The sequence below is a fragment of the Pleomorphomonas oryzae DSM 16300 genome, assembly GCF_000422965.1.
Taxonomy (GTDB): Bacteria; Pseudomonadota; Alphaproteobacteria; order Rhizobiales; family Pleomorphomonadaceae; genus Pleomorphomonas; species Pleomorphomonas oryzae.
On record NZ_AUHB01000005.1, the window covers coordinates 260,299 to 274,652 of the forward strand.

At 64.7% G+C, this 14,354-nt stretch carries 17 protein-coding genes; 14 read left to right on the forward strand and 3 right to left on the reverse strand.

Annotation, left to right across the window (positions count from 1 at the left end; all coding sequences use genetic code 11):
• The first annotated feature begins 65 nt into the window (after nucleotides 1–65).
• From nifE to fdxB, 5 genes are read left to right on the forward strand one after another with little or no spacing between them, the layout of a single operon-like run.
• The gene (gene nifE / locus G522_RS0110665; protein ID WP_026791022.1) at nucleotides 66–1,544 is read left to right on the forward strand and encodes a nitrogenase iron-molybdenum cofactor biosynthesis protein NifE; all 1,479 of its coding nucleotides are present in this window, start codon (nucleotides 66–68) and stop codon (nucleotides 1,542–1,544) included.
• A gap of 10 nt (nucleotides 1,545–1,554) precedes the next feature.
• Nucleotides 1,555–2,931 (forward strand): nitrogenase iron-molybdenum cofactor biosynthesis protein NifN, encoded by a 1,377-nt coding sequence (nifN, locus tag G522_RS0110670; protein ID WP_036838863.1) that lies wholly within the window; start codon nucleotides 1,555–1,557, stop codon nucleotides 2,929–2,931.
• Complete coding sequence (gene nifX, locus G522_RS0110675; protein ID WP_026791024.1) at nucleotides 2,894–3,382, forward strand: nitrogen fixation protein NifX; 489 nt, start codon at nucleotides 2,894–2,896, stop codon at nucleotides 3,380–3,382. Before nifN ends, nifX begins: the two co-directional genes overlap by 38 nt.
• Nucleotides 3,383–3,384: 2 nt before the next feature.
• A complete protein-coding gene (locus G522_RS0110680; protein ID WP_026791025.1) occupies nucleotides 3,385–3,846 on the forward strand; it encodes a NifX-associated nitrogen fixation protein in 462 nt (153 codons plus the stop codon).
• 37 nt (nucleotides 3,847–3,883) lie between these two features.
• Nucleotides 3,884–4,201, forward strand: a complete 318-nt coding sequence (fdxB, locus tag G522_RS0110685) for a ferredoxin III, nif-specific (protein ID WP_036838865.1) — start codon at nucleotides 3,884–3,886, stop codon at nucleotides 4,199–4,201.
• Between the two features lie 16 nt (nucleotides 4,202–4,217).
• Here fdxB and G522_RS0110690 read toward each other — a convergent pair whose 3' ends face one another.
• A complete protein-coding gene (locus G522_RS0110690; protein WP_026791027.1) occupies nucleotides 4,218–4,823 on the reverse strand; it encodes a DUF2478 domain-containing protein in 606 nt (201 codons plus the stop codon).
• A gap of 127 nt (nucleotides 4,824–4,950) precedes the next feature.
• Between G522_RS0110690 and G522_RS0110695 the strand changes: the two genes are divergently transcribed.
• The 9 genes from G522_RS0110695 (at nucleotide 4,951) to draG (ending at nucleotide 11,618) form a co-directional block, all read left to right on the forward strand.
• On the forward strand, nucleotides 4,951–5,163 hold the full coding sequence (locus tag G522_RS0110695) for a TOBE domain-containing protein (RefSeq protein ID WP_026791028.1): 213 nt from the start codon (nucleotides 4,951–4,953) through the stop codon (nucleotides 5,161–5,163).
• The gene (gene modD / locus G522_RS0110700) at nucleotides 5,160–5,978 is read left to right on the forward strand and encodes a ModD protein (RefSeq protein WP_026791029.1); all 819 of its coding nucleotides are present in this window, start codon (nucleotides 5,160–5,162) and stop codon (nucleotides 5,976–5,978) included. Before G522_RS0110695 ends, modD begins: the two co-directional genes overlap by 4 nt.
• A 102-nt stretch (nucleotides 5,979–6,080) precedes the next feature.
• Nucleotides 6,081–6,710 (forward strand): nitrogen fixation protein NifQ, encoded by a 630-nt coding sequence (locus G522_RS0110705; protein WP_026791030.1) that lies wholly within the window; start codon nucleotides 6,081–6,083, stop codon nucleotides 6,708–6,710.
• Nucleotides 6,711–6,845: 135 nt separating this feature from the next.
• Nucleotides 6,846–7,166 (forward strand): iron-sulfur cluster assembly accessory protein, encoded by a 321-nt coding sequence (locus tag G522_RS0110710; protein ID WP_026791031.1) that lies wholly within the window; start codon nucleotides 6,846–6,848, stop codon nucleotides 7,164–7,166.
• A 9-nt stretch (nucleotides 7,167–7,175) separates the two neighbouring features.
• Nucleotides 7,176–8,333: a cysteine desulfurase family protein gene (locus G522_RS0110715; RefSeq protein WP_026791032.1), complete on the forward strand. Its 1,158-nt coding sequence runs from the start codon at nucleotides 7,176–7,178 to the stop codon at nucleotides 8,331–8,333.
• Nucleotides 8,330–9,457, forward strand: a complete 1,128-nt coding sequence (gene nifV / locus G522_RS26465; protein ID WP_036838867.1) for a homocitrate synthase — start codon at nucleotides 8,330–8,332, stop codon at nucleotides 9,455–9,457. Before G522_RS0110715 ends, nifV begins: the two co-directional genes overlap by 4 nt.
• An 11-nt stretch (nucleotides 9,458–9,468) precedes the next feature.
• Nucleotides 9,469–9,852, forward strand: a complete 384-nt coding sequence (gene nifW / locus G522_RS0110725) for a nitrogenase stabilizing/protective protein NifW (protein WP_026791033.1) — start codon at nucleotides 9,469–9,471, stop codon at nucleotides 9,850–9,852.
• A 10-nt stretch (nucleotides 9,853–9,862) separates the two neighbouring features.
• Nucleotides 9,863–10,696, forward strand: coding sequence for an NAD(+)--dinitrogen-reductase ADP-D-ribosyltransferase (locus G522_RS0110730; protein ID WP_051228526.1), 834 nt, complete (start codon nucleotides 9,863–9,865; stop codon nucleotides 10,694–10,696).
• Between the two features lie 40 nt (nucleotides 10,697–10,736).
• Entirely contained in the window at nucleotides 10,737–11,618 is an 882-nt protein-coding gene (gene draG / locus G522_RS0110735) for an ADP-ribosyl-[dinitrogen reductase] hydrolase (protein WP_026791035.1), read from the forward strand.
• 10 nt (nucleotides 11,619–11,628) lie between these two features.
• Here the strand turns inward: draG and G522_RS0110740 are convergent, their stop codons facing one another.
• Both G522_RS0110740 and G522_RS0110745 read right to left on the reverse strand, forming a co-directional pair.
• Nucleotides 11,629–13,179, reverse strand: coding sequence for a cisplatin damage response ATP-dependent DNA ligase (locus tag G522_RS0110740; RefSeq protein ID WP_026791036.1), 1,551 nt, complete (start codon nucleotides 13,177–13,179; stop codon nucleotides 11,629–11,631).
• Nucleotides 13,176–14,171 carry a ligase-associated DNA damage response exonuclease gene (locus G522_RS0110745; RefSeq protein ID WP_026791037.1) on the reverse strand — a complete coding sequence of 332 codons (996 nt, stop codon included), beginning with the start codon at nucleotides 14,169–14,171 and terminating at the stop codon, nucleotides 13,176–13,178. The genes G522_RS0110740 and G522_RS0110745 overlap by 4 nt, the downstream gene beginning before the upstream one ends.
• Nucleotides 14,172–14,354: the final 183 nt, after the last annotated feature.

A 14,354-nucleotide genomic window follows, 5' to 3' on the forward strand; every position in this document is an offset into this window, starting at 1 on the left:
GTGCGCCGCCCACTGGCATGCCGCTTGCGAACTTCCAAGTGACGACAAACATCAGAGAGGCGCCGATGTCCCTCAAGGCCAGGATTGCCACCGTCTTCGACGAGCCGGCTTGCCCGACCAATCGGGAAAAGTCAGAGACGGTGCGCAAGAAGGGGTGCTCGAAGCCACTGACGCCCGGCGCGGCCGCTGGCGGCTGTGCCTTCGACGGCGCCAAGATCGTGCTGCAGCCGGTGACCGACGTCGCCCATCTCATCCACGGGCCGCTCGCCTGCGAGGGCAACTCCTGGGACAACCGCCATGCCGCCTCGTCCGGCTCGGACCTTTGGCGGCGGTCGTTCACCACCGATCTCAGCGAACTCGACATCGTCATGGGCAACGGCGAGAAGAAGCTGTTCAAGGCGATCCGGACGATCGTCGAGCGGCACGATCCGCCGGCCGTCTTCGTTTATTCCACCTGCGTCACCGCACTGATCGGCGATGATATCACTGCCGTCTGCAAGCGCGCCGGTGAGCGCTTCGGTCGGCCGGTCATTCCCGTCGAGGCGCCAGGCTTCGTCGGTTCGAAGAACCTCGGCAATCGTCTGGCCGGCCAGACGCTTCTCGACCACATCATCGGTACCGTCGAGCCGGACGATGTCACGCCCTATGACGTCAATATTCTCGGCGAGTACAATCTCGTCGGCGAGTTCTGGTTCGTGAAGCCGCTGCTCGAAGAACTCGGCATCCGCCTGCGCGCCGTTATCCCCGGCGACGCCCGCTATCGCGACATTGCCACCGCCCACCGGGCCAAGGCCAACATGATGGTCTGCTCGTCGGCGCTGATCAATCTCGCGCGCGGCATGCAGGAACGCTGGGGCATTCCCTACTTCGAGGGCTCCTTCTACGGCATTTCCGACACGTCGGCGGCCATTCGCGGCATCTGCGGCCTGCTGGTGGAAACGGGCGCGCCGGCCGAACTTCTCGATCGGGCCGAGGCGCTGATCGCTCGCGAGGAGGCGATCGCCTGGCAGCGCATCGCGCCGCTGAAGCCCCGGCTCGCCGGCAAGCGCGTGCTGCTCAACACCGGTGGCGTCAAGAGCTGGTCGGTGGTCAACGCCCTTCAGGAAGCCGGCATGGAGGTCATCCGCACGTCGATCAAGAAGTCGACCGAGGAGGACAAGGCGCGTGCGCTCGCGGCGCTGAAGGACGAAAAGCATCTGTTCGATCGCCTGGCGCCACGCGAAATCTATCGGATGCTCGCCGATGGCGAGGCCGACATCATGCTGTCGGGCGGCCGCACGCAGTTCATTGCGCTAAAGGCAAAGACGCCCTGGCTCGACGTCAACCAGGAGCGCCATCACCCCTACGCCGGTTACGAGGGCATCGTCGAACTGCTCAAGCGGATCGATCTCGCGGTCAACAGTCCTGTTTTCCCAGCCCTGCGCGCACCGACGCCATGGGACGAGGAGGGGCGGCTCCTTGAGGGCGCTGATAGGCCCGCCGAGGTCACCCCCACGTTCCGCAAATTCGCAAACGGCGTCCTCGAAGACGCCGACGATTGCTGAGGAGACGGTGATGCCCGCAAGTGAAGCCCGTGTCCTCTCCACCAATCCGCTGAAGTCGTCGCAACCGCTCGGCGCCGCCTATGCCTTCCTCGGCATCGAGGGCGCCATGCCGCTTCTCCACGGCAGCCAGGGCTGCACGGCCTTCGCGCTCGTGCTGTTCGTGCGCCACTTCAAGGAAACCATCCCCATCCAGACGACCGCCATGAATGAGGTGTCGACGGTGTTGGGTGGCGCCGACCACCTGGAAGAAGCCATCGTCAACATCCGGACGCGCGCCAACCCCAAGCTGATCGGCGTCTGCACCACGGCGTTGGTCGAGACGCGTGGCGAGGACTTTGCCGCCGACCTCGCCGCCATCCGCAGCCGCCGTGCCGAAGAACTCGGCGACTGCCACGTCGTTCTCGCCGGAACCCCCGATTTCAAAGGCTCGATTGAGGAAGGTTGGAGCGCCGCCGTCACGGCGACGATCGAGACACTGACCCGGCCGACGACGCGGCGCGACCCCGAACGCCTCGTCATCCTTGCGCCCAGCCACTTCACGGTCGGCGACATCGAAACTCTGCGCCAGACTGTGGAGGCTTTCGGCCTGACGCCGGTGATCCTGCCGGATATCTCCGGTTCGCTCGACGGCACGGTGCCCGATCGCTGGATCCCCTCCACCTATGGCGGAACCCCGGTCGCCGATATCGAATCCTTGGGCGCCGCCTGCCATTGCATTGCCATCGGCGAGCACATGCGCCACCCGGCCGAAGCGCTACGCCGGAAAACCGGCCTTGCCTATACGCTGCTGCCGACGCTGACCGGCCTTGCCGCCACTGACCGCTTTATATCTCTGCTGGCCCGGCTTTCAGGTCGACCTGTCCCTGCTTCGATCCACCGTCGCCGCTCGCAGCTTCAGGATGCCATGCTGGACGGCCATTTCCACTTCGGCGGTCGCAAGATCGCTGTCGCCGCCGAGCCGGACCTCCTCTACCAGATGGCGAGCTTCTTCGCCGAGATGGGCGCCGAGATACCCGTCGCCATCGCATCGACCCCGGACAATCCCATTCTGGGAGCCGTGCCGGCCGAGGTGATGGTCGGCGACCTTGGCGATCTTGAAGATCGCGCCAGCGGCGTCGATCTGCTGGTCAGCCATGCCCATGGCCGACAAGCGTCGGAAAGGCTGGGCATACCTCTGTTCCGGGTCGGCTTCCCGATCTTCGATCGGTTGGGTGCTCAGCATCGCCGCAGCGCGCTCTACGAAGGCACGCGCGACCTGATCTTCGAGGTGGCAAACACGCTGATTGCCGCCGACCACCACCACGTCACCCCTGAAAGCCTCAATCCGCTCCGAAATCGGGAGACACTCCATGACAGCCGTCCGTCGCCTGAGCCTCGTCGACACTGACGCGGCAACCGATGCCGCACCACCGCCCGGCGCGGTGCGCGTGGCCATCGCGTCCACCGATCTCAAGGGCTTGAACGCCCATTTCGGATCGGCGCCCAAATTCGCCATTTACGACGTGACGCCGTCGGGCTGGAGCTTCGTTGAAGCCGTCGAGTTCGAGGGAAACACCGATGGCGACGGTACGCACCGTACCGACGGCGACGACCGCATCACGCCGAAGGTGGAGGCGCTCGCCGGCTGTCATCTGCTGTTCTGCCTGGCCATAGGTGGCCCGGCCGCCGCCAAGGCGGTGGCGAGCCACATCCATCCGATCAAGGCGCAGGCCGCAGCCATCGATGACGTGCTGGAAAAGGTGCGCGCCATGCTGACCGGCAGCCCGCCTCCCTGGCTCCGCAAGGTATTGCAGGCGGCCGGTGTCGGTGCCCCCAGACCCGATTTCGAGGATGACTGAGCATGAGTGAGATAGCCGCCCCACCAGCCGCTCTCGACCATCCCTTCGTGAAGACGCTGGCCCGCCTCGTTCGCGCCGCCGATAGTCACGGTGTGTGGGAACGGAAATCCGACGCCGAGGTGCTGGCCGAGTTTGTCGTCAGCCGCGAGGAACGACGGTCACGGCCGATCATCGACGATCCCGATCCCGATATCATCGACCGCGTCGAGGCCTTCTATGGTGCCGTTGGCCTCGCCGTCGAACAGGCAACCGGCCGGCTTGCCTCGCCAATCCTGAAACTCAACCACGAAGGTTTCGGCCGCGTGCTGCTGACCGCCGGCCGCCTGGTGGTGATCTCCAAGACGCTGCGCGACGTTCATCGTTTTGGCTTCGATGACTTTGCGGCGCTGGCCGCCGCCGGCGGCAAGATGGTCGATGAGGCCACCGCCATGATCGGCCGCTTCCCCGAGGTCGCCGACCTCTGACACCACCTGTCCCGAACCATCCGAGCTGGAGATATTGATGGCCGACTACACCACCCGCGACGGCAGCCCCTGGACGCCACTGTTCCTCGTCTCGATCAATGGCGACGCATGCATCGGTTGCGCCCGCTGTTTCAAGGTTTGCGATCGCGACGTCATGCACCTCTACGGCGTCGACGAGGAGGGCGAAATCCTTGGCAAGGTGGTCGAGGACGATGACGACGATTTCGACGGCGAGCTCAACCGTAAGATCATGGTCGCCGACAACGACGGCGCCTGCATCGGCTGCAACGCCTGCGCCCGCGTCTGTCCGAAGAACTGCCAGAGCCACGTCGCGCCCGATAAGCTCGCGGCTTGAGGCGCTCTCCTTTCCATCATCCGAAGATCGGCAGGAGCGGCACCACGTTGCCTCTTTCTGCTGCCGTGCGGGCCAAGATCTTCTGCCGCCGGTCATCGGTCTCCTGCCACCAGGCGCGCACCACGCGCAGGCGGCAGGCGAGCAGCGTGCCGATCCCGCCGGTAAATCGTAACCAGGCATCCACGTCCTCCCGCCGGACCGCCGTCAGGACGGGAAGGCCGAAGGCGGCGAGCGTACCGAAGGCATCCGCATGGCCACTGCCGGCGATTTCATTCGTTCCGAAGCGGGGGATAACAGCGAGATCAGCGCGGGCCTCGATGGCGGAGAGAATGCGCCATGTCGCCATGGCGAGAGCGATCGGATCGATAGCGGCTCGCGCATGCTGCCAGCGGTCCCCCGACGCGAGATCGACCATCGTGACCTCTCTGCTCGGCGACTCCTCGTCGTCGGGCAGATGAACGACACCACCGACCCGCCGTCCAGCTGTCTGGAGTTCGTCCGCGAAGAAGGCGATGAGATGATCCACCGACGCTCCCTCCTCGAAAACGATCGCCGCGAGCTCGGAAGCGTTGATCCAGGCGGGATCAAAGGCCGGAAAGCGGTCGAGCAGGCGGCGGGTCATGGAGGTCTCCCTGTCGGAGGCGGGATTGCGACGAAGGCTGCATCGCAAAGGTCGGGCCAACTGCCTTGAACGTTATGATCGTAGCTATATAACGAAGAATAGTTCTCACGAAACCAAGGAGACGATCATGCGACTTTCGGCACGCAACATACTGAAAGGCAAAGTAGTGGCCCTCACCAGGGGCGCCACAACCACTCACGTCAAGGTCGAGATCGTCGAAGGCATGGTGGTTACCGCCTCGATCACCAATGAGGCGGCCGACGATCTGGGCCTGATGGTCGGCCTGGAGGCTGCCGCCATCATCAAGGCGTCCGACGTGATGATCGGCATCGAACTGTGATCTCGCGCGCCGACCTAGAACGCCTGCTGGCAGAGGATGTGCCCGCCGGTGATCTCACCACCGACGCCCTCGGCATTGGCGATCGTCCCGGTCGCATGGTCTTTGCGGCGCGCCACGACATGGTGCTCGCTGGCGTCGAGGTGGCGGCAAAGATGATGGATGGCCTTACCGTCGTCCTTCACGCCCGCGATGGCGATCAGCTGTCCGCCGGGGCTCCGATCCTGGAGGCGCGCGGGCCGGCAGCCGATCTGCACCGCGCCTGGAAAGCGGCGCAAACGCTCCTTGAAATCCTCTCCGGTATCGCCACGGCCACCCGCGCCGTGGTCGACGCGGCGGCACCAGTTCCGGTCGCCACCACGCGCAAGACGGTACCGGGCGCGCGTGCCCTGTCGCAACTCGCCGTTCGGGCCGGTGGCGGCATCCTGCACCGACACGGGCTGTCGGAGACCATCCTGATCTTCGACGAGCATCGGTTGTTTCTGGCTGGCGAGAGCCTTGGCGAGATTGCCAAGCGTCTCCGGCGGACCCAGCCCGAGAAGGCGCTCGCCGTCGAGGTGAGCACGATCGACGAGGCGGCCGAGGCGGCTGTCGCAGGCTTCGACGTGGTGCAGCTCGAGAAATTCACGCCTGAAGCGGTCGCCGAGCTTGTCGCCCGTCTGCCGGAAAGAGGGCGCCGTGCGCGCCTCGCCGCGGCTGGTGGCATCAATCCCAATAACGCTGCCGCTTATGTCTCGGCCGGTGCCGATCTTCTCGTGACCTCCTGGCCCTATACCGCTCGTCCGCGCGACGTCGCCGTCACCTTTGCTGCCGACTGATCACGGCACGGCCTTTGCGCTGTCCCTCTTCGACCACCTTGGGAATCCGACAGGCGAGCCTTTGCCTTGTCGGGTTTCCGACAGAGTTGAAGGAGGTGACACATGCCGGAGTCGACCTTTGCCCACCACTATGTCGCGCTCCGCGCCGCTGCCCGATGGGTCCATGGCGAGGCGGAGGCTTTCGATGGTCATGTGCTGGCGGCCATTCTCGCGGCGGCGCTGACCGAGGCGGAAGCGCCCGGCGTCTGCGTTGCCGATGGGCTCGGTCTTTCACCCGCCGAGATCAGCCGCCTCTTGGAATGTCATTTCCCGGGCTATGCGGTTTCCCGCCTCGACGGTCTCGCGCCAGGCGTCCCTTCGGAAGAGGAAACACTCCTCGCCGATCTGCTGTTGGCCCATCGCTCTGGTCCCGAGCCCGTCTCCAGCTGGCTTGCCTCTCTGATTGCGCGCCGGGCCATGCGGCCCGACCATCTCTGGCAGGATCTCGGCCTTAACGATCGCGGTGAGCTCAACCGTTTGCTCGCCCGTCATTTCCGAACGCTACACGCCGGCAACACCGGCAACATGCGCTGGAAGAAATACTTCTACCGCGTGCTTTGCGAGGCGGAAGGTTTCTCGCTTTGCGCGGCGCCGTCCTGCTCCGTGTGTTCCGACTTCATCGATTGTTTCGGTGCCGAGGATGGCCTCAGCCGCCTTGCTGGTTTGCGTCGGCGCATCGAGGAGGCCGCCTGAGCCGCCCCGGAAGACATGTCGGTTTTCCGACAAGGCGGGCTACAACTCGTGAAATTTCAAATGGTTAGGCGGTGGCATGCCTCATGCAAAGTGTCTGTCGACCCTTCGTTCTCCTGAAGCAAGAAGGACAGAACCATGATCGAACTGACCGAAAGCGCCGCCAATGCCGTTCGAGCCGCACTCGCCGGCGCCGGCGAACACGCCGAAGGCTTGCGCATTGTCGTCGAAGCCGGCGGCTGTGCTGGCCTCCAATATCGCATGGGCCTTGAGAAGGACGAACGACCCGGCGACCTCGTGTTGGAGCAATCCGGCATCCGGCTCTACCTCGACGCGCTCACCCAGCGGCATGTGCCCGGCCTGGTGGTCGACTTTGTCAATGGCATCGAGCGATCGGGCTTCGTCTTCGACAATCCCAACGCTGCCTCTCGCTGCTCCTGCGGCAAGTCCTTCTGTTGAGAGGTGCCGATGCAGAGCCTCGTTTATCTCGACGCCAACGCCACGACGCCGATCGATCCTCGCGTCGCCGAAGCGATGCTGGTGGCGTCGATGGACCTTCCCGGCAATCCGTCTTCCGGTCATTCGGCCGGCCGAGCGGCAAGGCGCGCTCTGGAAGCCGCTCGCGGCGACGTCGCGGCGCTGATCGGGGCCAGCCGGCCTGACGAGATCCTCTTCACATCCGGCGGCAGCGAAAGCAACCTCACCGCCATCCGTGCTTCGTTGGCTGCCCGGCCCGGCCGGCACACGGTGGTGACCTCCACCATCGAGCACGCGTCGATCCATGCCACACTCAATCAACTGGCGACGATCGATGGCGTTGCCGTTCGCCGCGTGCCCGTCGATGGCTGCGGTCGGCTTGATCTTGAGGCCTACCAGGCGGCCCTTGGCTCCGACGTCGCCCTCGTTACGTTGATGAGTGCGAATAATGAGACTGGCACGCTATTCCCAATTCCCGACCTCGTCCCGGCCGCTCATGCCGTCGGCGCGCTCTTTCATACCGACGCGGTACAAGCGGCCGGCCGGACGGACATCGGCGTGACCGCCAGTGGCGTCGACATGGCCTCGCTGTCCGCCCACAAACTGCATGGTCCCAAGGGTGTCGGTGCACTCTACTTGCGGCACGGCACGCCGTTTTCAAGTCTTGTTACCGGCGGTGGACAAGAGCGTGGCCGCCGGGCCGGCACCGAGAATGTACCGGGCATCGTCGGCTTCGGCGTCGCTGCCAGCCTAGTGCGGACTGAGGCTGATAGGACCTGTCTCGCTGCACTGCGCGATCGCCTCGAAGCAACGATTGCCGCGGTCTTACCGGATGTCGTCGTCCTCGGCGACCGTCATCACCGCTTGGCCAACACGGCTTGCCTAGCCTTTCCCGGCGCCGACGCCGAGATGATGCTCGATCGCCTGGATCGTGCGGGCGTTGCCGCCTCGGCTGGCTCGGCCTGTGCCGCCGGCGGTCGGCAGCCGAGCCGCGTTCTGGTTGCCATGGGGCAGGGCGGTTTTGCCCGCTCGACGATCCGCTTTTCGCTCTCCCGATTCAATAGCGACGCCGACATCGACCGTCTGCTGACGGTGTTGCCCTCCATCGCGCGGGAGGCACGCGTCCCTCTTGCGGAGGCTGCGGCGTGACCGACAGTCGCATCAACGATACGACGTTGCGCGATGGCGAACAGGCGCCGGGCGTCGCTTTCACCATTGCCGAGAAACTCTCCATCGCCGAGGCCCTTGCCGATGCCGGCGTTGCCGAGATCGAGGTCGGTACGCCGGCCATGGGCGATGACGAGATTGCCGGCATCGCGGCCGTGGTCGCTCTGGCGCTGCCGACGCGCATTGCCGTCTGGTGCCGCATGTGCGACGCCGATCTCGCTGCCGCCGTTCGCACCGGCGCGCCGGCCATCAACCTGTCGATCCCCGCCTCCGACCTGCAACTCGCCGCCAAGCTCGGCATCAACCGGCAGCAGGCCGTCGCTCGCATCCGCCGTTACGTGCCCATGGCCCTTGACCTCGGTTTTACGGTCTCGGTAGGTGCCGAGGATGCCTCGCGGGCCGATCCCGACCATCTCGCGGCCATGGCCGAGGCGGTGGAGGCCGCTGGCGGCACCCGCCTCAGGATTGCCGACACCGTCGGCGTGCTCGATCCGATGTCGACCACGGCGCTTGTGGCTTCGTTGCGTGCCCGTACTACGCTCGCCCTCGAATTCCACGGCCACAACGATCTCGGTCTCGCCACCGCCAACACGCTCGCCGCCCTGCGCGCCGGCTGTACCGATGCTTCGGTGACCGTGCTCGGTCTCGGCGAGCGGGCCGGCAATGCCGCGCTCGAGGAAGTCGCTGTGGCACTGCTGCGTCTTGACGGACGGAGCGCGGGCGTTCGCCTGCCAGCATTGCAGCCATTGGCCAACCTCGTCGCCACCGCCGCCGGCCGCAGCATACCGCCCGCCAAGGCGATCGTGGGCAGTGACGTTTTTACCCATGAAAGCGGCCTGCACGTCGCTGGTCTGATCAAAAAGGCCGAGACCTATCAGGGCCTCGACCCGGCATTGCTTGGCCGCAGCCATGCGATCGTGGTTGGCAAGCACTCCGGCGGCCGGGCGCTGGCTCATGTCCTCGCCCGTCGCGGCATCGCTCTCGATCCAAACCTTGCGGCGCCGCTGGTCGCGGCGGTGCGGCGGGCCGCCGTCGAACGCAAGCGGGCGCTCACCCCCGGCGAACTCGAACGCCTGCACGCCGCCCTTGTCGCTGCCGTTTTTTGAAGGAGGAACCCATGTCCTGCCCGATCGACCGCCCCATTCCCGATGTCACCAACATTCTCACCCGCCTTAAGCAACTCTCGTCGGCCGAGGAGTTTTTCGAGGCTCTTGGCGTCCGTTTCGAGCCTGAACGCCTCGCCATCTGCCGCCTGCATGTCCTCAGGCGCATGGGAGAGTTACTCGTTGGTGACGATCTCGAGGGGCTGCCCGACGCCGTCGCCGCTGCCCGTGCCCGCTCGATGCTCGAACGCGCCTATCGACAGCTGGCGGGCGCCTCGCCGCTGGAGACACGTCTTTTCAAAGTGCTGAAGGATCGCGACCCCAACCGGCCGGCCGCGTCGCCGAGCCGGCCGTTCGTAGCGCTTGACGATATACTCCGGCCGATCGACGGCGTCTGAGTTCCTGGGGATGGGTCGCGAAGAAATCGATACCGCGCCAGCTGACGACCTGATCGGCCATTCGACCAACCTCGTCGGATTGCCGACGCGGATCCTGGCTGGTGTCGCGTTCAACGCGCGACCATTGCCTACCCATATTTCCGGCGTCCGCGAAATGAACGGCGGCTTGTTCGAGATGCTTGAACTCGCCGGTGATTTGGGCGAGGCGGGCGAAGCCTTCACCAACTACATGATGGCGATGTTCGGCATCGATCAGGAGCAGCGCGAGCCGGGCGAAAGGAGCGGGCGTCGGCGCTTCCGCTCGTCCTATCTGCGCCTCATCAAGGGCTGGGGTTATGACAGCAACAGTCCGGAAGGCGCTGTGCTGAAAGGGTGGGTTGAGAGCCGTTTCGGCATTTTCCCGACCTTTCACAAGGAGCGGTTGGTCAGGCTGGCCCCTGATGCCTGGGCGACCTATGTCACCGAGAAGATGTCCAGCCGCTTCCACAACAACTCGATCATGGCGCAGCTCGATCTGCTTTATGAATTCTGCCAGTGGACCCTTCGCCGCTTTGCCTTCCCCGAAGAAAGTCACGTCACGCTTTTTCGTGGCGTCAATGATTTCCATGAGCACCCGATCAAAGCGAAACTTGATCGGCGAAGACTGGTGATGCGCCTCAATAGCCTCTCGTCTTTCACCGCGGAACGGCAGATCGCCGACTGTTTTGGCGACGTCGTTCTGATGGCGCAGGTACCGCGCGAAAAGATCCTGTTTTTCAATACGATTTTGGCCTCTCACCCATTGAAGGGGGAGGGCGAGTTCCTAGTGATCGGCGGTGACTACGAGCTTTGTGTGATGCCATGACGATTTGTCATTTCGCCTTACGACGATCGAGGAAGTCGGCATGACAGGGCTGCCGGTGGAAGACCGGGCCCTTGCCGCCTTTTTGGGGTTGGCCATTGGTGACGCGCTCGGTGCGACCGTCGAGTTCATGACCCGGCGCGAGATTGCCGCCGAACACGGCGTGCTCCGGGACATCGTCGGTGGTGGTTGGCTCCATCTCAAAGCCGGTGCGGTGACCGACGATACGGCGATGGCAATCGCGCTCGGCAACTCGCTCGTCCGCAGGAATGGTCTCGATTTGACCGACCTCTGCGAGGAGTTTGCCACCTGGCTTCGATCGGGTCCGCTCGATGTTGGCAATACCTGCCGACGCGGCATCCGCCGCTACATCCAGCGCGGTCTTGTCACGGGACAGGTCAATGAGGGAGACGCCGGCAACGGCGCTGCGATGCGCTTTCTGCCGGTAGCCATCGCCAACCATCGTAACGCGGAGCGGGCACGACACTGGGCGGTGGAGCAGGCACACACCACCCACAATCATCCTCTGTCCGACGCCGCCTGCGAAACGCTGGCTGCCATGGTCGTTGCGTTGCTTGCTGGCGATGGGAAGGCGGTCGCAATGGAGCTGGCCGAGCAATTGGTTGGGCGCTATCCGACCTTCCGTTTTGTTCCCTATTCGGGCATGTCATCGGCTTATGTGGTCGACACCCTGCAGACGGCATTCGATGGCTATTTCTCGACGGCTTCCTTCGAGGACTGCCTGATCCGCGTGGTCAATCAGGGGGGCGACGCCGACACCGCCGGCGCCATTGCCGGTGCGCTCGCCGGCGCGACCTATGGCCTCAACGCGATACCCAAGCGCTGGCTGAAGGCTCTGGACCGAGAGACGGTCGCGACAATCCGCGCGCTGGTGCCAAGGCTGCTGGTGATCTCGGACCATTGATGCCCATGCGTCACAGCATGGCCCTCAGCGTCTCAAGCCGGTCGGCCTCGGTTGCCGGCTTGTCGGTCCGGATGCGCGAGATGCGGGGAAAGCGCATCGCGATGCCGGAGCGGTGGCGCTGCGACACGTTCAGTCCCTCGAAGGCCACCTCGACCACCAGTTTCGGCGCGAGTTGGCGCACCGGGCCAAAGCGCTGGACGGTGTTCTTGCACACGAAGCGGTCGAGTTCGCGGAGTTCCTCGTCGGTGAAGCCGAAATAGGCCTTGCCGACCGGGATCAGCTCTTCGCCTTCCCATAGCCCAAACGTGAAATCGCTGTAGAAACCGGAGCGTTTCCCGTGCCCGGACTGCGCATAGAGCAGCACCGCGTCGATCACCATGGGGTCGCGTTTCCACTTGAACCAAGGGCCGCGTGGACGACCGGCGATATATGGCGTGTCGAGACGCTTGATCATCACGCCCTCAATCACTGGGGAATGCGGCGCGGCACGTATCTCCGTGAGTTCCTCCCAGGTCTTGAAGGGGAGAAGCGGCGACAGCTCTATTCGAGGACTGTCGAACTGTGCGGCTTCGAGGCGGGAGCGCCGGATGGAAAGTGGCAGGGCGCGCAGATCCTCGCCATTCCAGGTCAGGATATCGTAGAGCATGAGCGCTGCCGGATGGCTTTGCAGCATGGCGCGGCTGACTGCTTTGCGGCCGAGCCGCTTTTGGAGATCGGCGAAGGGGGCGGTCTCGGCGCCGCGGCGGACCAGTAATTCCCCATCCACGGCACCCTCGAACGTCATCGTCTCGATGATGTCGGGAAAAGCGGCGCTGATCTCCTCACCCGCGCGGGTATAAAGCTTGCGCACCCCGCCTTCGGCAACGGCCTGGACGCGGATACCGTCCCATTTCCATTCGGCAATATGCTCGGTGGGGTCAAGCGATGTGAGTTCTTCCGGTGTAATCGGCGTCGCGAGCATCACCGGTCGAAACGGCGCGGTTGCCGCGGCGGGGGAAGGACCGCCCGCCAGCCAGGTGAAGAGCGGCAGGAAAGGAGCGGTTTGGCCGTGCCAGATTTCCTCGATTTCTTCGCTGCCGCGCGGTGTGCCCATCGCCAGCGCCGCGCGGGCGAGCCGCACCGAGACGCCGATCCGCAGATTACCGGTTGCGAGTTTCAGGAGCGCCAGTCGCTCGGGTGGCGTCAGCCGATCCAGGAGCTCGGCGATCACGCCGGGCAGCGCCAGCTTGCCCGTCTCGCGCAGCAATGTGACCGCTTGCGAGAGGGAAACCTCGGTGCTGACCTGCGTTTCGGTTGGCCATATCAGCGCGATGGTCTCGGCCAGGTCGCCAACGAAATCATAGGACAGACGGAAAAGCTGCTCGTCCACCCGCTCGGAAGCCAACCGCTTCAGGAGCGAGGGCGAGACTTGCCGCAGATCCAGCATGCCGGTCAGCGCCGCCAGAGCGTAGCCACGATCGGGATCGGGCGTGGTCTGGAAGTAATGCGAGAGTATGGTGAGCTTCGCATTGCGGGCAGGCGTGAAGGCCAGACGCTCGAGGAGGCGGGCAAAAGCTTTCATTCCGCCTCGTCCTCATAGCCGATCAGCCGTAGCGGACGGGAGGGGATGCCCTCCAGCTCGCACCACCGCATCAGGCCTTCCTCGGCGCCATGGGTAATCCAGACCTCCTGCGGAGCCAGTTCGCGGATGGTAGCGGTCAGTTGTGGCCAGTCGACGTGGTCGCTGATCACCAGCGGCAGTTCGATGCCACGCCGACGGGCTTGGGCGCGAACGGTCATCCAGCCGGATGCGTAGGCCAGGACGGGATCTCGGAAGCGCTGCACCCAGGGCGAGGCAAAGGCCGAGGGCGGGGCCAGCATGAGCTGCGCCTCGCCGGGATCGCTCGCCGAAACCAGGGAGCCGAGGTCGATTCCCCGTTCAACATGATAGTCGCAGAGGCGTTTCAGCGCGCCGTGGATGGCAATCGGACCATGATGGCCTGCTGCTCGCGCCAGCGCGATCACGCGCTGCGCCTTGCCGAGCGCGTAGGCCCCGATCAGATGCGGGCGGCCTGGAAACTCCTCCATGCTGGCAATCACCCGTCCGGCCTCCGTCATGGGGTTGGGATGACGGAAGATCGGCAGCCCGAAGGTAGCCTCGGTAATGAAGATATCGCAGGCAACCGGCTCCCAGGGTTGGCAGACCGGGTTTGGGGTACGGCAGTAATCGCCGGAGATCAGGATGCGTGGACCACGATCGGGGGCGATCAGGATCTGGCTCGATCCGAGCACATGGCCCGCCGGGTGAAAGCTGACCGTCACACCGCCGATGCGGACCGGACCCTCGGCGATCTGCCGGCTGGAAGCAAACTCCTCGCCATATCGGATCGCCATGATATCGAGCGTCTCACGGGTGGCCATCACAGCAGCATGGCCGGGACGGGCATGATCGGAATGGCCGTGGGTGATCAGCGCGCGCGAAACCGGGCGGAGCGGGTCGACGTAAAAATCCCCCGGCGCGCAGTAAAGCCCCGCTTCGGTGGGATAGATGACGTCCTCCGCCCTGAGCGTCATGCCAGACTCCTCCGCACAGCTTCCTCATCCAACGTCGGCGCTTGGTCCCAAAAGTAGTGTCGATGCGATCAAGACTCGCTACCGAGCGCTAGGGGCTGACGACCCTGAAGAGCCGCTGGCACATCGTTCACGAAGCCAAATATCAGTGACTGGCTTGCAAACGTGGCAGCAGTCCAAAAGGTT